The sequence below is a fragment of the Metabacillus rhizolycopersici genome, from assembly GCF_020075705.1.
This window is the reverse complement of sequence record NZ_JAIQUM010000003.1, coordinates 18,169-38,954: the sequence shown is the minus strand read 5'-3', so window position 1 is coordinate 38,954 and position 20,786 is coordinate 18,169. Positions and strand designations below refer to the sequence as shown.

19 protein-coding genes and 1 pseudogene are annotated in these 20,786 nt (G+C 32.1%); 18 read left to right on the top strand and 2 right to left on the bottom strand.

Annotation, left to right across the window (positions count from 1 at the left end):
- Positions 1–30: 30 nt before the first annotated feature.
- The 13 genes from K9V48_RS02120 to K9V48_RS02060 all read left to right on the top strand — a co-directional run bounded on the left by K9V48_RS02120 (position 31) and on the right by K9V48_RS02060 (position 14,583).
- Entirely contained in the window at positions 31–660 is a 630-nt protein-coding gene (locus K9V48_RS02120; protein ID WP_224136662.1) for a sugar transferase, read from the top strand.
- 16 nt (positions 661–676) lie between these two features.
- Positions 677–1,618, top strand: coding sequence for a GDP-L-fucose synthase (gene fcl / locus K9V48_RS02115; protein ID WP_224136490.1), 942 nt, complete (start codon positions 677–679; stop codon positions 1,616–1,618).
- Positions 1,619–1,657: 39 nt separating this feature from the next.
- Positions 1,658–2,737 carry a GDP-mannose 4,6-dehydratase gene (gmd, locus tag K9V48_RS02110; RefSeq protein WP_224136489.1) on the top strand — a complete coding sequence of 360 codons (1,080 nt, stop codon included), beginning with the start codon at positions 1,658–1,660 and terminating at the stop codon, positions 2,735–2,737.
- Positions 2,738–2,903: 166 nt separating this feature from the next.
- Positions 2,904–4,391 carry an O-antigen polymerase gene (locus tag K9V48_RS02105; RefSeq protein WP_224136488.1) on the top strand — a complete coding sequence of 496 codons (1,488 nt, stop codon included), beginning with the start codon at positions 2,904–2,906 and terminating at the stop codon, positions 4,389–4,391.
- 20 nt (positions 4,392–4,411) lie between these two features.
- On the top strand, positions 4,412–5,653 hold the full coding sequence (locus K9V48_RS02100) for a lipopolysaccharide biosynthesis protein (protein WP_224136487.1): 1,242 nt from the start codon (positions 4,412–4,414) through the stop codon (positions 5,651–5,653).
- Positions 5,654–5,674: 21 nt separating this feature from the next.
- Entirely contained in the window at positions 5,675–6,877 is a 1,203-nt protein-coding gene (locus tag K9V48_RS02095; RefSeq protein WP_224136486.1) for a polysaccharide pyruvyl transferase family protein, read from the top strand.
- A 24-nt stretch (positions 6,878–6,901) separates the two neighbouring features.
- Positions 6,902–8,053 (top strand): glycosyltransferase, encoded by a 1,152-nt coding sequence (locus tag K9V48_RS02090; protein ID WP_224136485.1) that lies wholly within the window; start codon positions 6,902–6,904, stop codon positions 8,051–8,053.
- A gap of 4 nt (positions 8,054–8,057) precedes the next feature.
- Positions 8,058–8,627, top strand: a complete 570-nt coding sequence (locus tag K9V48_RS02085; protein WP_224136484.1) for a putative colanic acid biosynthesis acetyltransferase — start codon at positions 8,058–8,060, stop codon at positions 8,625–8,627.
- Positions 8,620–9,861 carry a glycosyltransferase family 4 protein gene (locus tag K9V48_RS02080; protein WP_224136483.1) on the top strand — a complete coding sequence of 414 codons (1,242 nt, stop codon included), beginning with the start codon at positions 8,620–8,622 and terminating at the stop codon, positions 9,859–9,861. The genes K9V48_RS02085 and K9V48_RS02080 overlap by 8 nt, the downstream gene beginning before the upstream one ends.
- A gap of 213 nt (positions 9,862–10,074) precedes the next feature.
- Positions 10,075–11,463 carry a sugar phosphate nucleotidyltransferase gene (locus K9V48_RS02075; RefSeq protein ID WP_224136481.1) on the top strand — a complete coding sequence of 463 codons (1,389 nt, stop codon included), beginning with the start codon at positions 10,075–10,077 and terminating at the stop codon, positions 11,461–11,463.
- A gap of 41 nt (positions 11,464–11,504) precedes the next feature.
- Entirely contained in the window at positions 11,505–12,587 is a 1,083-nt protein-coding gene (locus tag K9V48_RS29365; RefSeq protein ID WP_224136479.1) for a glycosyltransferase, read from the top strand.
- 4 nt (positions 12,588–12,591) lie between these two features.
- Positions 12,592–13,539 carry a mannose-6-phosphate isomerase, class I gene (gene manA, locus K9V48_RS02065; RefSeq protein ID WP_224136477.1) on the top strand — a complete coding sequence of 316 codons (948 nt, stop codon included), beginning with the start codon at positions 12,592–12,594 and terminating at the stop codon, positions 13,537–13,539.
- A 156-nt stretch (positions 13,540–13,695) separates the two neighbouring features.
- Complete coding sequence (locus tag K9V48_RS02060; protein WP_224136475.1) at positions 13,696–14,583, top strand: ROK family protein; 888 nt, start codon at positions 13,696–13,698, stop codon at positions 14,581–14,583.
- A 228-nt stretch (positions 14,584–14,811) separates the two neighbouring features.
- On the opposite strand, the gene K9V48_RS02055 is transcribed toward K9V48_RS02060, so the two are convergent.
- Entirely contained in the window at positions 14,812–15,066 is a 255-nt protein-coding gene (locus K9V48_RS02055; protein WP_224136473.1) for a hypothetical protein, read from the bottom strand.
- A 251-nt stretch (positions 15,067–15,317) separates the two neighbouring features.
- On the opposite strand from K9V48_RS02055, the gene K9V48_RS02050 reads away from it, so the two are divergent.
- Together K9V48_RS02050 and K9V48_RS02045 are read left to right on the top strand one after the other, a co-directional pair.
- Positions 15,318–15,977 (top strand): acetyltransferase, encoded by a 660-nt coding sequence (locus K9V48_RS02050; protein ID WP_224136472.1) that lies wholly within the window; start codon positions 15,318–15,320, stop codon positions 15,975–15,977.
- Between the two features lie 334 nt (positions 15,978–16,311).
- The gene (locus tag K9V48_RS02045; RefSeq protein WP_224136470.1) at positions 16,312–17,490 is read left to right on the top strand and encodes a glycosyl hydrolase family 28-related protein; all 1,179 of its coding nucleotides are present in this window, start codon (positions 16,312–16,314) and stop codon (positions 17,488–17,490) included.
- A 382-nt stretch (positions 17,491–17,872) separates the two neighbouring features.
- On the opposite strand, the pseudogene K9V48_RS02040 reads toward K9V48_RS02045, so the two are convergent.
- Positions 17,873–18,214 (bottom strand): annotated as a pseudogene (locus tag K9V48_RS02040) (sigma-70 family RNA polymerase sigma factor); the annotation flags it as partial.
- 209 nt (positions 18,215–18,423) lie between these two features.
- On the opposite strand from K9V48_RS02040, the gene K9V48_RS02035 reads away from it, so the two are divergent.
- Genes K9V48_RS02035 through K9V48_RS02025 form a run of 3 tightly spaced genes read left to right on the top strand, consistent with a single transcriptional unit; the run spans position 18,424 to position 20,763 of the window.
- Positions 18,424–19,941, top strand: coding sequence for a BglG family transcription antiterminator (locus K9V48_RS02035; protein ID WP_224136468.1), 1,518 nt, complete (start codon positions 18,424–18,426; stop codon positions 19,939–19,941).
- An 11-nt stretch (positions 19,942–19,952) separates the two neighbouring features.
- Complete coding sequence (locus K9V48_RS02030; RefSeq protein WP_224136466.1) at positions 19,953–20,429, top strand: PTS sugar transporter subunit IIA; 477 nt, start codon at positions 19,953–19,955, stop codon at positions 20,427–20,429.
- A gap of 16 nt (positions 20,430–20,445) precedes the next feature.
- Positions 20,446–20,763 carry a PTS fructose transporter subunit IIB gene (locus tag K9V48_RS02025; RefSeq protein ID WP_224136464.1) on the top strand — a complete coding sequence of 106 codons (318 nt, stop codon included), beginning with the start codon at positions 20,446–20,448 and terminating at the stop codon, positions 20,761–20,763.
- The last annotated feature ends 23 nt before the right edge of the window (positions 20,764–20,786 follow it).

The window sequence follows — 20,786 nt, the reverse complement described above, 5'->3', positions numbered from 1 at the left end:
CATGATTCGATAAATGCTCCTAGAGAAGAGATAACAAATGATCTTGAAAAGAAGGTACTCTATAACATCTCGAAAAGAACTTTGGATATTTCAGGCGCGTTAGTTGGTTTAATTATCTTAAGTATTATATTATTAGTAGTTGCGCTTTTAATTAAGGTTGAAGATCCAAAAGGACCGATCTTTTTTTCTCAGAGAAGATTTGGAAAAGACGGAAAAGAATTTAAAATGTATAAGTTCCGTTCAATGGTAACTGATGCTGAAGCAAAGCTTGAAGAATTATTGAAGTATAATGAAGTTGAAGGTGCCATGTTTAAAATGAAGGATGATCCACGTGTTACAAAGATTGGTAGGTTTATTCGAAAGACAAGCATTGACGAATTACCACAATTATTCAATGTATTAAAGGGAGATATGAGCTTAGTCGGTCCAAGGCCACCTTTGCCGCGTGAAGTAAAAGAATATACAAGCTATCACATGCAAAGATTACTTGTAACGCCTGGTTGCACTGGTGTTTGGCAAGCTAGTGCTAGAAGTAGTGTTGGCTTTGAAGAAATGGTTGAAATGGACTTATATTATATTCGTAATCGTAGTTTTTGGTTTGATATAAAGATCATCTTTAAAACAGTTGGAGTATTATTTGGTTCAAAAAATGCATTTTAAGATAGGGTGAAAATTGATGAATAAAGTGGCTAAAATTTATGTTGCTGGTCATAGAGGATTGGTTGGTTCAGCAATTGTGAGAAGACTTGAAGAAGAAGGATACACTAATTTAGTATATAGAACAAGTAAGGAACTAGATCTTCGTGATAAAGATCAAGTTGACAATTTCTTTGCGAGTGAGAAGCCAGAGTATGTATTTCTTGCAGCAGCAAAAGTTGGTGGAATTGTTGCAAATAATGAATATCCAGCTGATTTTATTCGTGACAATCTTTTAATTCAGACAAATATTATTGATGCTGCTTATCGGAATAATGTTGAAAAATTATTATTTCTAGGTAGTACTTGCATCTATCCAAAACTTGCACCACAACCTTTAAAAGAAGACTACTTACTAACTGGGGTATTAGAACCTACTAATGAACCTTATGCAATTGCGAAAATTGCAGGAATAAAAATGTGTGAGTCATATAATCGACAATATGGTACAAAATATATCTCAGTTATGCCGACAAACTTATATGGTCCAAATGATAACTTTGATTTGCATACATCACACGTATTACCAGCACTTATTCGTAAGTTCCATGAAGCAAAAGAAACAAATGCTCCTTATGTTGAAGTTTGGGGAACAGGTTCCCCTAAGCGTGAATTCCTCTATTCTGATGACTTAGCAGATGCTTGTGTATTCTTAATGACTAATTATGAAGGTAATGAAATGGTCAATATCGGTGTTGGCGATGATATTTCAATCAAGGATTTAGCTCTAAAAGTAAAAGCTGTCGTGGGATTTGAAGGCGAATTACAATTTGATACAAGCAAGCCTGATGGAACGCCGCGTAAGCTTGTAGACGTAACTAAGTTGAATTCTTTAGGATGGAAAGCAAGTACTACATTAGAAGATGGGTTAGAAAAAGCTTATCAATGGTTTCTTGATAACGTAACAGCAAAGGTTAAATAAATATAGATAATAAAATTGGACAGGATATAGGAGGACATTATGAAAAAGGCATTGATTACAGGTGTAACTGGACAAGATGGTTCTTATTTGGCAGAGTTTTTATTAGAAAAAGGTTATGAGGTACACGGTATTATCCGCCGTAGCTCATCCTATAATCAAGAACGTTTAGAGGACCTTCTTACAGAAGAAGAAGCAAAAGCGTTATTAGATAATAAAAACTTTCAACTACATTATGGCGATGTTACAGACGCATTAAATATAACGAAAATAATAGGTGAAATACAACCAGACGAAATTTATAATCTAGCAGCCCAATCACATGTACGTGTTTCCTTTGAAATGCCTGGATATACATTAGATGTAGATGCAAAAGGTACATTAAATATTCTTGAAGCAGTTCGTATCTTAGGGTTAACAGAAAAAACTCGTGTATATCAAGCTTCAACATCTGAATTATTTGGAAAGGTTCAAGAAGTTCCGCAAAAAGAAACAACACCTTTCTATCCACGTTCTCCTTATGGTGTAGCGAAAATTTATGGTTTCTGGATTACTAAGAACTATCGTGAATCGTACAATATGTTTGCAGTAAACGGCATCCTATTCAACCATGAATCAGAACGTCGTGGTGAAACATTTGTAACTCGTAAAATTACTCTTGCAGCAGCTCGTATTGCACAAGGCAAACAACAGAAATTAACGTTAGGGAACTTAGATTCTTTACGTGATTGGGGTTATGCAAAGGATTATGTTGAGTGTATGTGGTTGATTCTTCAACATGATAAACCAGAGGATTTTGTTATTGCCACTGGAGAAATGCATTCAGTACGTGAATTTGTAGAGTTATCATTTAAGCATGCTAATATTGAAATTGAATGGACAGGAAAAGGATTGGAAGAAAAAGGTATTGATAAGACAACAGGAGAAGTAATTGTTGAAATTGATCCTAAATTCTTCCGACCTGCTGAAGTTGATCAATTATTGGGAGATCCAACAAAAGCAAAAACGCTATTAGGTTGGAATCCAACAAGGACTTCATTTGAAGAATTAGTTCGTATTATGGTTGAAGCAGATTTGGAGAAGGTTAAAAATGAAGGTAAAGTAAAGAGGATGTTTGATTAATAAGCCAATCCTCCTACAATTTGCCACTAAATTATAGTGGCATAATACTATTTAAAACATTGATAAGAAATATTAAATAGTGTTACAAAACAGTGTTCAATGTATAAAAAGATAAGTATTGTAACACTATTTTTAATGGAAAATATAAAAATTTAAAGGTGAAAATATGACAAAGAAGCAAGAACATCTCTTAATTTATTCAGGTATACTTGTTTCTATGGGTATAACACTCGCGATAATCTATTACTTATATTTTTCAACTTTTAAAATGGAGTATGATATTGGCTTATTGTTTATTACACTTACAGCATGTGTAATAATTGCATCGATCTGGTTGCATAAAAAAATGGCTAATAAAATTGATCTTTTTTCCCCATTTATTATTCCAAATATACTATTTTTTATAATATATGTATTAAAACCTATATATATTGTTAAAGTTGGAGAAACTGGAGTTGGAGAATTTAATGTTCACATTTTAACTGAATATGAGAAGTTGCACTTTAGTAAAGCTACTTTATACACATTAATAGCTGTATTTGTTTATAATGTAGCTCTTCATTATTTTCTATATTTATCTATTAAAAAATATAAAAAAGTTGAAGTGCAATCTGTCATAAAAAAGAATGTTCGTGTTCTATTTAATAATAAATATGTGTATGGATTATCATTAATCGCCCTAGTAATTAGTAGTATTGCTATACTATACTTGTTTTCTACAGCGGGTGGAATTTCCAATTATATGGCCTCTTTATCATTAAGGAATGAATTGTTAAAGGGATTAGGAGTTATATTGTTACTTGCTAACGTATCCAAAATTTGCTTATTTATATTTACTTTGAAAATGTTATGTAATGAAAAAAATAAGTTATCTGATTATTATATTTGGATACTCCTCTTTACTATTACTTTGTCAATTCTTTTATTAACTGGTGGTAGATCTACACTTTTATATGGGATCCTAGTACTATTAATATTGAGGCATTATCTAGTTAAAAAAGTTAATTTCAATCAAGCATTATCTTTAGGGGCATTTTTATTTTTCTTAATAGTTATTGTTTATAGAGTATTAATAAGAGACATTCACTTTGCAAGTAATAAAGGGAAAAGTTTTCTTGAAATATTAATAAAGGCAATTACTGATTTTCCAAATTATTTTTTTGGAGGATATGATGTAATTCAATTTGACGCTCTATTGTTTTTATTAAAGGAAAAGCAAAATTACAATTTTCTTACTGGAGAAACAATTTTATCAGCTATTGTATCACCTATTCCAAGGGCTATTTATCCTGAAAAGGGATATGGTGCTATGACATACTTTACAAAAAACTTTTTCCCTGAATTTTATTATCCAAATAATGTTGAGGTAAACATATCCTTTATTGGTGAAATGTATCTTAATTTTGGTTTAATAGGTATCTTATTAGGAATGCTGTTCGTTGCTGGAATATTATCTTTTTTCTATACGAGATTTGTATTTAATAAGAGTCCATTTTTTCTTTTAATTTACAGTATTACAATAGTAAGGATAGTAAGTTTATTTCGGGGTGATACCTATAATTTTAGTACTTTTTATATTCAAGATCTTATTCCTATTCTAGGAATTTGGTTTATTTTAACTTTTGTAAAAAAAATACCTAGTTCAAAAAATTAAGTAGGGTTGTCAGATAATTAATGAATAAGTTAATTAAAAGTTTAAGTAATTTCGGTTTGATTGAACAATCACTTATTTCTTTACTGAATTTCTTTATTATTTTTTTAAATGGTAAATTTTTATCAGTGAAGGATTTTGCAGATTTTATTGTAATATTCTCTTCTTTAACTTTTGTATTTCTAATTGTATCAAGTTTATGGGCTAACCCTATCTTAGTATTCTTATCAACAAAATTTAAAGATGAAAATTATAAGTATTTAAACAATATCTACTGGATGAATCTAGTTACTTCAATTTTATTAGGAATAATAACATTGATCTTAGTCGATGTATTTGTTAGAAATATTAGTTTTTCAGTTTTTTGTTGGGCATTATTAACAATTGTATTGTGGTGTCAATATGAATTGTTAAGAAAGCAATCTTATGCAAAAGACAGTTTAAGTAAGTTAATGAATGCAAGTATATTCTTGGTTTTATTATATTTTATAGGTAATTTGGTATTTAATTATCAATTAACATTGACCATAAGTTATTTGCTTTTAACAATAAGTTACATTTTTCCTATTGTTTATGTTATTACCTCTCAGCGTATTAAGCATAAAAAACAGACTAATTTATTATCTGAAAATGTTGAGAGATCAATAATAGTTAAAAGTCATTGGGATTTTGCTAAATGGACTATATTAGGTAGTGGTTTTTATTGGTTTTCTACTCAAGGGTACTTTATTTTAGTAGCAAATATTTTATCTGATATTGAGCTAGGTGCACTAAGGACTACTTTAAATGTCTTGGGATTAATAAGTATATTTTTAGTCTTATTTGAAAATAAACAAATTCCGAAAGCTTCAAAAATATATTTTGAAAAGAAAGAAAATCAGTTAAAAGTGTATATTTCTTCCCTTTCAAAAAAATATTTATTACCTTTTTTGGTTCTAATTACAATAACCTGTTTTATATCATATATGGCGTTTGATTTAGTATTTGGAGAACAATTTAGTAACTATAAGTATTTAATAGTGATTTTCGGTGTTTATCAATTGATATTAGGTTTAAACAGGCCTTCAGTTGTTGCTTTAAGAAGTATGAATAGGACTAAGTTTTTCTATGTAAGTAACTTATTATCAGCAATTGCAACAGTTACTATTGGATTAATATTAGCAAGTGAATTTACTGTATTAGGTGCTGCTCTAAGTATGGTAGTATCGGCTTCTTTAAGTACTATTTATTTTATTATTTCTTATAAAAAAGTTACTAGAGTATAGAAGAAAGTAGGGAGTTTTTTAATGAAGTTTTTACTTATCAATGCTTATTCAGCAAAAAATAGAGGAGATGCAGGTATTGTAGCATCTATGATCCATCTAATTAGAGATATTTACCCGAAGGCTGAAATAAGTGTTATGTCATCATTTTGGAAGGAAAATGAAAGTTTTTATAATAACTATAAAGTACATTCAATTCCCCCAACTTGGATACTTGATCATAACCAATCCAGTATAAAAAGGTATATTACAGGTTTAAAAATCCTTTCTGAAAGTTTGATATCTAAAAATTCAGTAGATATAAAGCCTTTTAAAGAAGCGGATGTTGTAATAAGTGTAGGTGGCGGATATTTATATTCTTCGAGAAAAGGACCTTTAGGAGTTGGGCTTTTAAATTCCTTATTTCATGTATGGTTAGCAAAAAAAACAAATAATAAAGTTATTGGGTTTCCTCAAAGTGTAGGACCTATTACGTATGAATTAGATAAAAAAATCGTTAAATCTGTTTTGAAAAAAGCAGATACCTTTATTAGTCGTGAAAAAATAACAACTGACTTTCTAATTAATTTGGGGCTTGAAAATGTCAAGCAAATTCCTGATATAGGTTTTATTTTACCTGAATTGGAAGTACCTAATAATAAAATTCAATTTATAGATAAGAAAGTAAAAATTGGTTTGACATTACTTGACTGGAGATTTGCTAAAAAGAACAGTACAGAAACAGATATTAAAGACTATGTTACAAAAGTAGCAGATGCATGTAAATTATTATTGGAAGATGGAATTGATTGTCACTTTTATATTTTCCCTCAAGTTACAGTTGGTGAAGGAGACAGCGATTTACATGTTTCAAATATGTTAAATGAAATGCTAGGGAAAAAGGTTAGCACTGTAATAAATTTAGACCTTATTGAAAATCGACCAGAATATCTTGTTAATTTATATGGAAAGATGGATGTTTTTATCGGAAGTAGAATGCATTCTACTATTTTTGCATTAGCAGGCAACACTCCTACAATTGCTTTGGCTTATCAACATAAAACAAGAGGTACATTTAATGAAATAGGCTTAGATAAATATGTTCTAGACGTAGTTGATTTTTCACAACATGACCTATATAAGTTAATGGAGGAAATTGTAAAGGAAGAAAATTATCCTATCAATAAAGTTGAACAAAAGATAAAAGAAATTAAAAAAGAACTAATAAATGTGCTTGAAAAAATATAGACTTAAAATAGGTGTGTGATTAAATTGAAAATAAAAATATTGTATATTCAGCCTTACGCGAGTCATGTTGGAGGTGTAGATTCAGTATTACTTCAATTAATTGATGGTTTAAATAAAGATGTCTATGAACCCTACGTTGTGTTACCTAACCCTAGTCCTTACGTTGAAAAGTATGAAAAATTAGGGGCAAAAGTTATTTTTGAAACCTTAGCGGTATTCGGAAAACCAACTAGCTGGTACTACTATTTTGAAAATTTATACAAGCTATTCGTCTCAATAAATAAGATTAAACAAATCGTTAAAAAATATAATATAGACCTTATCCATTCGCACAAAATGGAGCTAATGGGGGGGAATATTGTAGGGAAATTTTCTGGGATTCCGACTGTACAAACAGTCCATGAATTACCAAGAAAGCCACTAATTGCATATAAGTTTGTAGGATTATTAAACCATATTTTTAATGATAAAGTAATTGTATTATGTGAACGCAGTAAAGCAGTTCTAGAATGGGGAAAATACAAATCGAAAAAAGTGGAAAAGATTTACAATGGAATTAAGTTAGTAGATGGTAATAATAAAAATTTAGATTTAAAAAAGGAATTAGGGTTAGAACAAGATGCAAAATTAGCTGTAACAGTTGCGAGACTTTCACCAATGAAAGGAATAGAATACTTGCTTAATGCAGCAACCAAAATAAAAGACATCGATAAAAGTATTAAATTTGTTATTGTTGGTGATGTTGCCTTTGAACATGAAAAAAGTTATAAAGAGGACCTAATAAAATTAGCAAAGGCTAAAAGTCTTGAAAATACTGTTTTCTTTTTAGGTTTAAGAAGAGATGTTCCTGAAATTCTTGAGCAAGCCGATGTATTTGTATTACCATCAGTATATGATATTTTTCCTACTGTATTATTAGAAGCTATGAGTAAGGGATTACCGATTGTTGCATCAGATGTAGGTGGAGTTCCTGAAATGGTACGAGATAATACTGGATTAATTGTAAGTCCTGAAAACTCTGAGGAATTAGCAAATGGGTTGCTAAAAATGTTTTCAATGGATTATGAAAAATTCGGGTTGAATGGAAAAAAACTTTTAGAAAATGAATTTACCCAAGAAATATATGTTCGTAAAACTGTCGAAGTCTATAATACAATCTTAAATGTGAAAGCCTAGAGAGATGAAGAACATTATTAAATTAAATAAATATAATCAAGAGTGGTATTCTAAGGGTAAATCTAATTTTATTGTTTTGTTATGGTGGTTAGTACAAGGTACATTATTTCGTTTTTCACTACACAATATGTATAGATGGAGAAATTTCTTGCTTCGTATATTTGGAGCAGAAATAGGTAAAGGCGTTCAAGTGAGATCATCCGCAAAATTTACTTACCCGTGGAAAGTATCTATTGGTAACTATTCATGGGTAGGTGATGATGTTTATTTCTATAGTCTCGATAGAATCAAGGTTGGGAACAATTGCGTAGTTTCCCAAAAGGCTTATCTATGTACAGGTAGTCATAATATTAAAGATATCCATTTTGGATTAATAACAAGTCCAATAGTAATCAAAGATGGTGCATGGGTAGCAAGCGATGTGTTTGTATATCCTGGTGCGACTATTCATGAAATGGGTGTAGTAGCAGCAAGAAGTACAGTTATAAGAGACGTTCCAACTAATGAAGTACATGCTGGCTCTCCAGCTAAATTTATAAAGAAACGATTCGAGGAAGAGGAAATCAATGAGTAAAAAAAAGAAAATAACTTTTGTTATTAATTATTTTTATCCTGATCTAGCTTCTACAGGACAGCTTATGACTGAACTTTGTTTGGATTTACAGCATGATTTTGATATTACTGTTGTAGCAGCTCAACCTGGTTATGCAGGTGAGAAAGCTAATACTAGTAAATTATTTGAAGTAAATCATTTGGAGAATGTGAAAGTCACCCGTATACGTCTTCCTGAAGTAGATAAAACATCAAAAGTTAGTAGGCTTAAATATATTTTATCCTATTTTATTTTAGCAAATATTGCCCTGTTGAGAGAAAAGAAAATAGATATCATTTATACAATATCACAGCCACCTGTCCTAGGAGGTTTAATTGGTACAATAGGTAAATTATTCAAGCGTACTAAACATGTTTATAATATCCAAGATTTTAACCCTGAACAGGCCGAAGCTGTAAGTTATACAGATAAACAAATTGTCTTCAAAATAGCTAAGTCAATTGATAAGTTAAATTGTCGTTATTCTGACCATATTGTTTTAGTTGGAAATGATATGGCTGAAACATTGAAGAAACGATTTGACTACAATAATGTTCCAATTCATTCTGTTATTAATAACTGGACAAATGAAGATCAAATTACCCCTTTAGACAAGAATAATAGTGAAGTTGATAAATTTTTAAACGAACATAATTTGAAAGATAAATTTATTGTAATGTATTCTGGGAATTTGGGGCTTTACTATGATCTCGAGAACATTATTAAAATAACAAAAACATTTAAAGATTATTCAGATCTAGTATTTCTCTTTATCGGTGAAGGTGCAGTTAAAGAGGGAATGCAACAGTTTACAAAGGAAAATAATATAAAGAATGTTCTCTTCTTACCTTATCAGCCTAAAGATTTTATTAAATATTCATTAAATGCTGCAGATGTCCATCTAGTTGTCAATCAAAAAGGAATAAAGGGTGTATCTGTTCCTAGTAAAATATATGGTGTTATGGCGGCTGGTAAACCAATTCTTGGTGTGTTGGAGCAAGGGAGTGAAGCCCAGCGTCTAATTGACGAAAGTAATTCTGGAGTAGTTGTTGAACCACAAGACTATCAAGGAATAATTGATTCAATAAACTATTTCTATGAGTTAAGTGAAGAGAAAAGAAAAGAAATGGGTTTATGTGGTAGATTTTATTTAGAAAGAAATTTAAAAAGAGAAACATCTATTAACAAATATAAGAAATTACTCAACAATCTATAGAAGATTAAGAATATCAAATATAAATTAATTAACATCTATAAAGTTGGAAAGTTTCTATTCAGGAGTTTCGTACACTACTTGAATCTACCAATATTATTTAACTTACGTAAATGCTATGATTCATATATAGTTATAATCCAGAAGAAAAAAATAATCCACAATATAAAAGAGAACAGATGGAGAATTCTGTTCTTTTTATTAGGAGTGAATAGAGTGAAATTAGTTTTATTATCTGGTGGATCTGGTAAACGTTTATGGCCTTTATCAAATGATACAAGATCAAAGCAATTTCTTAAAGTCTTAGAAGGACAAGAAAATGAAAAGCAATCTATGGTACAACGTGTTTGGGGGCAACTTAAAGAAGTTGGCTTATCAAATTCATCTATTATAGCAACCTCAAAAATGCAACGAGACATGATTCACAGTCAAGTAGGGACAGATGTTCCACTTATTATTGAACCCGAAAGACGTGATACATTTCCTGCTATTGCTCTTGCTGCTTCGTATTTGTACTCAGAACAGAAATCACTAGAAGATGAAATAGTTGTTGTTTTACCAGTAGACCCATATGTCGAAGATAGCTTTTTTAATAGAGTGAAAGATTTAGAGAAAGTTCTATTAACATCAGGTGCTGATTTAGCTTTAATGGGGGTTAAACCAACATATCCATCTTCAAAGTATGGGTATATTGTACCATGTGAAAAGGTAGAGAATGACCATTTCTTTAAAGTCGATCGTTTTACTGAAAAACCTAGCGAAGAGAAGGCACAAGATTTAATAGATATGAATGCATTATGGAATACAGGTGTGTTTGCGTTTAAATTAAGCTATTTACTCGATATTTTAAGAGATAAAAACTTACCTTTATCCTATGAGGAACTTTCTGAAGATTATCAAATGCTTCCTAAAATCAGTTTTGATTATGAAGTAGTCGAAAAAGCGAATCATATTGTAGCTCTTCCATATGATGGTTATTGGAAAGACCTCGGAACATGGAACACATTAACTGAAGAAATGGCAACCAATCAGATTGGTAAAGGTGTTCTATCTGAGGATTCAGTTAATACTCATTTAGTAAATGAACTAGATATACCTGTAACGGTAATTGGCACCAAAGATATTATTGTAGCTGCAAGCCCAGATGGAATTCTTGTTGCGGACAAGGCCTCTAGTCCTAAGATCAAAGAGTTAATTAGTGATTTTGATCAACCACCTATGTATGAAGAACGGATCTGGGGATGGTCGAGAACGCTAGATTATGCAAAATATGATAATGGTCAAGAAATGGTAACAAGACGTATTTGTATACATGAAGAGAAAAATTCAACCTATCATTATCACAATCTACGTGATGAAGTGTGGACAATTGTTAGAGGTGAAGGTGAACTTGCTCTTGATGAAAGCATTCATCGTGTAAAAGCAGGGGATATCGTTCATTTACCAGCAGGTAAGAAGCATGGTATTCGTGCATTGACTGAATTAGAATTTATTGAAGTTCAAACTGGCTTTGAGATTAGTGATGAAGATTTTACTCGCTTGTATTATACATGGGATGAAGTTCTTCAGAATTTCCAAGAATCAAAGTCGAAAGTGATTTTATAAGGAGGGCATTGATTGCTCTCCTATTTTTTGTGGTGAAATAAGTGAAAAATATTATTTATTATATTTCAGAATATGGCTACGGACATGCTGCAAGAAGTATAGCAATAATTAGGAACATTCTTGAGCAGGATTCGGAGATTCATATACAAGTTGTTCATAACTATGCATTGGAATTTTTGAAAGAATCATTGCGAAAAAATAATGTTTCTTTTTATAACCTTGCAACAGATATTGGTTATTGCTTAAAGGATGGTTCTATTGAACCAGACTCTAGTAGACAGATTCATGAAGTAGAGAATTACTTACTTCAAATGGAAGATCTTCTATATTCAGAAATCAATCGATTAAGCTCAAACAATATTGATTTAATCATTTCTGATATCTCACCTATTGCTTTCAATGTAGCTGATCGATTAGATGTTCCATCAGTTGGTATTTCAAATTTTACTTGGTACACGGCATATCAGGATTTAGTTCCTTCAGAAATTCTAGTACCAATAAAAGAGTCATATGAAAAAATGGATTATTACTTTGCACTTGCTGGAAGTACTAATGAAGAGTGGGGAAGAATGGAAACAGTTCATTTTGGTTTTCACTCTAGAAGAATCGACTTTGTTGAAGTAAATCGTATTCGTTCCACTATTAGGAAAGATAAACAACTTGTCTTTATAGGTTTTGGTATGAAGATGGAATTAACTGATCTGCAAAATCTCTCTTTATGGAATAGTCCAGATATTCATTTTATCGTCTCCTCAAATTTAAACATAAATCACTCAAACGTTTCACGTATTCCACATGAGTATATGGAAACACAAAATTATATGGCAGCATGTGATTTGGTGATTACAAAGGCTGGTTGGGGGACTGTTGGGGAAGCTGTAGTAGGAAAGACTCCTTTATTGATTATTGACCGTCAATTAATGAGAGAAGATAAGAATACTATTGCATATTTAAAGAAACATAAACTTTGTCAGATAATAAATTGGGAAGAACTGAATAACCTAGTTATTACAGATAAGTTTATGGATGAAATGAATAAAGCATATATGGTGAGTAATTTTTCTAAGACGAATGAAGTTGGCAGGATCGTCGAGGGAATTTTTACGATTTTAGAAAGGGTATGACAATATGACACAACCAATCTTTTTAACACCTGTTTTTCAAGAACGGATCTGGGGTGGAACAAGATTAAGGGATGCATATAACTATGATATCCCATCCAATACAACAGGTGAATGCTGGGCAATTTCCGCACATCCAAATGGACAAAGTATTGTAACTAATGGGGAATATGATGGAAGTACATTAAGTGAACTATGGGATAACCATCGTGAATTGTTCGGACATCGTGAAGGAGATCGTTTCCCGTTATTGACAAAAGTATTAGATGCAAATGATGATTTATCTGTGCAAGTACACCCAGGTGATCAATACGCTAAAGAGTTTGAAAATGGTGAGTTAGGAAAGACAGAATGCTGGTACATCATTGATTGTGATGACGATGCTGAAGTCATTTTCGGTCACAATGCTCGTTCAAAAGAAGAGTTAGTGAAGATGAGTGAAGATGGAAAGTGGAACGAGTTATTACAACGAGTAAAAATAAAGCCAGGTGATTTTTTCTATGTCCCAAGTGGCTCAATTCATGCGCTATGTAAAGGAACTCTAGTATTAGAAACCCAACAAAGTTCTGATACGACATATCGTGTCTATGATTATGATCGCCGTGATCAAGACGGTAATTTGCGTGAACTTCATTTAGAGAAAGCAATTGAAGTAACGACTATTCCTCATACAGTAAGTAAAGTGGAACCTAAAATAAGTAAAATGGAAACTTCTACGATTACAACATTTGTCGAAGAACAATATTTTACTGTTTATAAATGGGACGTTCATTCCCGTTTGGAAATGACACAGGATAAACCATTTATGTTAGTTAGTGTGATTGAAGGAACTGGTGAGTTAACCGTAAATGATGAAAGCTATCTAATTAATAAAGGGGAACATTTTATATTGCCAAGCAGTATGGGCGACTTTGTGGTAGATGGCAATATGCAACTGATTGTCTCACATCCGTAATGTATATAGTGCGTCAAAACCTATTATAGAGGATTTCTGACAAGAATGTATTAACCTTGTTTCCAATCAATGTTCTCAAAGTTACTGGTTTCTAACTTATAGTATAATAAATTCATCTTTTGCAAGATAGTATATTTTAGTTAGGGGAGAAACACCATGCTATTAGGTGCAATTGAAGCAGGGGGTACTAAATTTGTTTGTGGTATAGGTGGAGAAAATGGTGAAATCTATGAACGAGTAAGCTTTCCAACCACTTCTCCTGAAGAAACAATGAAACAGGTTGTATCTTTCTTTAGAGAAAAGAAGGTAGATGCAATTGGAATCGGCTCGTTTGGTCCTATTGACCTTACTAAAACAAGTGATACCTATGGTTACATCACAAGTACGCCGAAACCTTATTGGAACAACTTTAACCTCGTTGGAGAAGTGAAAAAGTATTTTTCGGTTCCTATCGGTTTTGACACAGATGTCAATGGTGCAGCCCTCGGTGAAATCAAATGGGGAGCTGCAAAGGGTCTTGATAGCTGTATCTATATCACAGTTGGTACTGGTATTGGTGTCGGTGCAATCTCAGAAGGAAAACTACTTCATGGGCTCCTTCATCCTGAGATGGGCCACATCTTGATAAGAAGACATCCAGAGGACGACTTTGAAGGAAATTGCCCTTATCATCTCGATTGTTTAGAAGGAATGGCAGCAGGACCAGCACTTGAGAAAAGATGGGGGAATAAAGGAGTAGAACTCTCTACCAATCAACGAGTATGGGAACTAGAATCTTATTATTTGGCTCAGGCGATTGCGAACTATATTTTGATTATTTCTCCTAAAAAGGTGATTATTGGTGGGGGAGTGATGAAGCAAGACCATCTTTTTCCTTTGATTCGAAAAGAAGTGGTCAGGCTGTTGAATGGCTATGTACAATCAAAGGACATCTTGGAGAACATCGACTCTTATATTGTTCCACCATGTCTTGGGGATAATGCTGGATTGGCAGGGGCGCTTGCACTTGCTCAGAACTGTCTAATTGAAAGTGATTGTAGCTGAAGTCGCTGTTAAGACACAATAAGTGTTCGTTTAAAATGTAATTTGAAATAGAATGTTTTTTTCAACAATCATCACTAGGATTTTGCCGAATCAAGTAAAAAAGCGCAAAGGAGAGAAAGTTACTTCAAAAGTCTAAGTAATCCTTTCTCCTTCGCGCTTTTTACTTATGTGTAGGCAGGAATATTAGCTTTCGTAAATCTTTTTTTGTTTAGAAAAATAAATTGAAATCTAAGATAAGTAATATGCTTGTCGGTATAGTTCTTCAAGTGCTTTTCTAGCCGCCTCACTTTCACTATGATAGTCTACACCTTCTGCAAAAAAATCTTTAAAAGGCGCTTCATTTTGGCAAATTGTTGCGAACGCACGGCAGTGATCATGAAATTGTATCGTTTCCAGTTCTATTTCATCACCGTGTTCATTTACCGTTTGTGATACCTTACGCGAAATTTCGTTTAGTAAAATGTAGTCTTGTTTCCAGTTCATCTCTTTCCCTCCTAATTTTGTATCATACATATATATAATAGGATAAATTACCTGCTTATACTGTTAATTGTTTCTAAAGATAATGTAAATAAAGGTAAAGAAAGTATGGAACATTTGGTTATGTAAGTCCGATCGATTACAAACTTGAACATCTTAAAAAATCTGTCTAGTTTAGTGTAGGCATACCACTATTTATTAACATATTTTTATAATTTTTAGCTTTAACCGCGTTAAAAGTAAAGGGGATATATATGAGTGAAAATATCGTGATTTTTGGTTCTGGGGCTCATTCCAAAGTGGTAATTGATATTATTGAAAAATCGAATCAATTTTCTATTTTAGGTTTAATTGATCATTGTTGGCCGCGTGGTAGTGTAGTAAATGGTTATAAAATTTTAGGTGATGATTCAAGTGTTGAAGAAATTCATCATCAAATACATGGTGGCATTGTTGCCATAGCTGATAATTTTGTTAGAAGTAAAGTGGTGGCTAAAATTATGAGTGTGTGTCCTGATTTTAAATTTGTTTCAGCTATACATCCTGCTTCTGTCATAGGTAGAGATGTTAAGATAGGTGATGGTACTGTTGTTATGGCAGGTGCCGTTATAAATAGTAATAGTTTAATAGCAGACCATTGTATTATTAATACGCAATCTTCAGTAGATCATGACGGATTGATTGAGAATTTTGCTTCTCTTGCACCTGGAGTAACTTTAGGGGGAAATGTGAGAATAGGTGAATACTCTGCAATATCATTAGGAGCAAATGTGATTCATTCAAGAATTATTGGAAAACACTCGGTTATAGGTGCAGGTTCTACAGTTGTTTCGGATATAGATTCGCATGTAGTAGCATATGGTATACCTGCAAGAACAATAAGAAAAAGAGAAATTGGCGAAAAATATCTTTGAGAATTACTTGAAACGTAGGGGTAGTTCTTTTGTTTCCCCGATTTCTACCAATTCGAAAGACCAAGAACACAGTTATCTATTTTTTTCAATTTGCTAGTGTAATTGAAGGTATTTCGCTAGAGTTAAAACATGATGTAATTTTTGACCGCCATAAATTAAACACTATTCAAACTTAGAGAATTATAACGTGTAGGAAGATAATGGTAAGTACCATTATTTATGTAAAAATAGTAAACAGATATTAAAAACTTACGAATTATAATAATATAATGATATCTTTATCTAGAGGTGAGCCGTCATTAGAAAAATTGCATATAAATATTTATTCTGGATAATGTTAGGTGTTTCAGTTCTTTTTGTTGGATATTGTATTGGAAATAGCGGTGACAATGATACTAAGGGAACTAACCAAAAATCAACAAAAGTATACAATGTTAAAGAATATGGTGCTGTGGGTGATGGTGAAACAGATGATACAGCAGCCATTCAAAAGACAATAGATGCTGTTGATAAAGATCGAGGTGGATTAGTTTTCTTTCCAACTGGTACTTATTTAATTTCATCAACTTTGAAAGTCTCTGAAAAAAGTAAAATTCAAATATCAGGGGAAGGCTTCTCAAGTATTATTCGTGCTACTGGAACGCCAAACAAACCTGTATCATTCCCATTAATTACAGTAGCGAATAAGGGTAGTGCAAAATTTATTGTAAGTGATTTGCTATTCCAAATGATTGAATCAGATTCTGAGAAAGCATCGGGAATCTCAACGAAGGGAAGCTTAACAGATGTTACAATTCAAGATAGTTGGTTTACTCAAACCAATATAGCTGTTAAAGGAGAATTTGTAACTCTTAACTTCACAAGAAATACGATTGAGTTAAATAAAAGTGGCGGAGTGGTTGCTCGAGGAAATAATTTTCGGAAAGTAGTTATTGCTAATAACCACTTTTTTGCTAATAATGTGGCACACATTAAATTGGAAAATACAAATCCTAATGTGAAGTCAATGAATAATATAACAATCACAGGTAATCAATTTGATCAGGGATTATCGTCTGGGTACGTTAAAGGCTTTTCTCCTCAAGGTAATGCAATTGACATAACAAATGCATCTTTATTTTCAATTAGTGGAAACAATTTTAATGGTTATACACCTGAAATTGGCCATAAACCGGCGGAGAAACAAGATGGTCATTCAGTAAAAGTCGTAAGCAGTGATAATTTTACTATTACAGGTAATACCTTTTCTAAATATAAAAAATCGGCTGTTTACTTGCATAATTCATCTAATTTTAGTGTGAGTGGTATAGTGGAAGGATTTGATGGTGAAGGGGCGGTTATAACCAATAGTACAGATTTTGAAGTTGATCTGGTTGTAAATGGTTCCAAACAAGGAGTAATCATTAAAGATAGCATGAGGTTTTTGTTGGACGGTTTATACAATGGTAATATAAAAAATGGTGTCCAAGTTCTTAATTCCACCGACGGAAAAGTTAATCTCATCGCTAATTGAAATGACAAAAAGTTAATAAGATATTATCAGAACAGTAAGAGTCCATATGGGCTCTTTTTCCTTTTCGAAGAGGGCGATGCTTGCTACAATAATTCCATTTTTTCTCTTAGTAGAATGGTGAAATTGCTAAAATTGATCTAACAATAATTGATATGTTCGAGAATAGACATTTGATTTCAGAAAGCAATCTAGATAAAAAATTGAATCATTATCTCCTTAGCGATTTAGCCGGTTTTGATATGCCTACTCATATAGAATAAAAAATTTAACTGAATATGGACAGATCTTTTATTGAATTATTGGCTGAAAGTGCGTAACGGGAAGTAGATTAGTTTTGGGCGGAAGGACAGGTACCAATGTCTCCTGTCTTCTTACCTCCCACTCAAAAGATTTTTAATAGAAAATGCTTCTTTAGTTTAGCAATCGCATCCCTAAGCCATGCTTTTACTGCAGAAATCGATACCCCTTCATCCTTTGCAACTTCACTTGGTGTTTTACCATAAAGACAGTAGGCTTTGAGCCATTTGCTTTGATTTGAAGTCAAAAGAGAGGAAATACTGTCAATAACTGAATGTGATAGTAGGGATGTAGAATTATCTCCACTTGTTTCCTCTTGGATCGGATTGGCCTCGAGACGACGATCCTTCTCCTGTTGTATCCTTTCATTCGTAAGCATCGTTTTCATTTTGCCCATGATATATGAATAAGCATAGGACTTAAATTCCCCTTTTTCTTCATTTTCCTTGTTGTTATTCCGTAATTTGAAAAATCTATCGGTATTTCAGATGGATTAAAGTGAGTGTTTACAGAAATGGATCTTTATCACCTGTTCGTTCACATTAATAGGGACATAAAATTTTCAACAAAATTGTAATTGTGAATACGCTTTCATTATTGGTATGATAAGAGCAAGAAATGAGGTGGTTAAAATTCATGAATGAGCGTCACAATAAAATCATCGAAATTTTGCAAAAGGAGAGGAGATATGTAACAGCTTCTGAATTGGCTGAAAAGGTACATGTTTCTAAAAAAACAATTTATCGAGATATCCAAGAGATATCAGAAAATAATCCTTCCCATTATCGAATTATAAAGAAAGAGAATAATGGATATTCATTAGAATTTTGTGAGGAAAACAAGTGGAACGCCCATGGTGAATTTGAACATCCAGAAGAAAGGCGTCTAAACTTATTATTATTTCTCCTTTCAATTGCACCCTGTAAAACATCCATCCAGAAAATAGCAGAAAGATACTTCGTTAGCCAAAGCTCCATTATGAATGATTTTAAGCATATAGAGAAGAAAATATCCCCGTACAACTTACATTTGTCGAGAAAAAATGACGGCACCTGTTTAGAAGGAGATCAACTTGCATTATATCGATTAATGTCTGTTATCATTGAAAGTTATTTAAAACAAACAGGAGATTCATTTAGTCAAGATGATATCCCAGATTCTATTAAGGATATAAAAGTAAAGAATACCAGATTGGATGAAATAAAGAAGCTGCTTCATGATATGCAAGTGGAACATGATTTACTCTTAGATCAGCCATACTATTTAACATTATTTTGTTCTCTTCTTTCTATTATAGAAAAGCATACGAATAGGATGCAGCTCGTAGCCCAAGAGGGGAAAATCTACGAAGAAATAGATAAAAATTCAGCTATCTATTCAATGACGAAACAGTTGGTTGATAAGCTTGAATTGCTTTATGCCATTCGATTAAAACCATACGAAATGTATTCTCTTTATTATATTTTAAAAGCTTATAAACTTAATTCTAAATTTTTGCTAAATCAAGATACCAAAGGAATCATAAATGAGGAAGTCAAGATACTAGCTGAGCATTTCATTTTAAAAGTGACAGAAAACAGTGGTTATCAGTTTATAGAAGATAAAGAATTGGTCGAGAGATTGACCTTGCATCTACACTCGATGGTCTATCGGCTAAATCATCAAATCTATATTATAAATCCTATTATTAAATCAATAAAAACTAATTTTCCAAAGATCTTTAATCTGGTGAAAGACAGTTCTAAACAATTAAATAAAGAAGGCATCTACGATGAGTATATATCAGATGAAGAGATTGGCTATATATCGCTGTATTTTCAAATGTCCTACGATGAAAGATTTGCTAATAAAATACCAATATTAATTGAGTGTTCAAGTGGAATAGGTACTTCTCACTTGCTAAGCGGAAAAATAAATAAAATTTTTCCGGAAATTCACGTAAAAAAGATTATTGCTCAACAGCGAATTAAGCAGAGTGATTATAACGATGTTGAACTCATTATATCAACCGTCAAAACTCACAGTATAGTAGATAAACCTACCATTCTTGTCAGCCCAATTTTAAATGATGAGGATAAGTATAAAATTCATCAATTTATAAAAAATTATTATCAACAACAGAGTTCTTATCAGAACAATTATCAAAAAGTATAGGAGGTTCTAGGATGGCTGTTAATATGGAAGAATTGGATTTTAGTAAAGTAGTAACGGAGGATCTCATTAAATTAGATTTACAAGCTACAACGAAGATAGAAGTGATTAAGGAATTAACAAATCTATTATTTTTAAACGGTTGTATAGATGATGAAGAAGGTTTTATTAGGGATGTGATGTATCGTGAAAGTGAGGGAGTAACTGGTTTAGAAAAGGGAATAGCAATTCCTCATGGAAAATCAGATTATGTTCTCAAAACGTCTATTGCCATTGGAAGAACAAAACAGCATGTGGAATGGGAATCAATGGATGGAAACCCTATTAATATTATCATATTGTTTGCGGTGAAAAATACAGATAAAACGACGACTCATATAAAACTACTTCAGAAAATAGCAATATTATTGTCTGATGAAGATACAATCGAACAGTTCCAAACGCTTCAAACGAAGAAAGACTTTTTACAGCTATTATCCAAAAATAATTAACTAGGGGGAATTAAGAATGAAAATTGTTGGGATATCTGCTTGTACGTCCGGTATCGCCCATACGTATATTGCTAAGGAAAAGCTGATTAAAGCGGGACAAGAATTTGGATATAAAGTTCGAATTGAAACACAGGGAACAATTGGTACAGAGGATGAATTAACGAAGGAAGAAATCATGGAAGCAGATTTGGTCATTATAGCTGCTGATATCAAAATTAGTGGAAAAGAACGATTTAAAGGAAAAAAAATTATCGAAATCCCAACCAATATTGCCATAAAGGCACCAAAGCAATTATATAAAAAGATTGAAGAGGAATTAAACTTAAAACAATAATTCCTATAGTAATATATCAGACT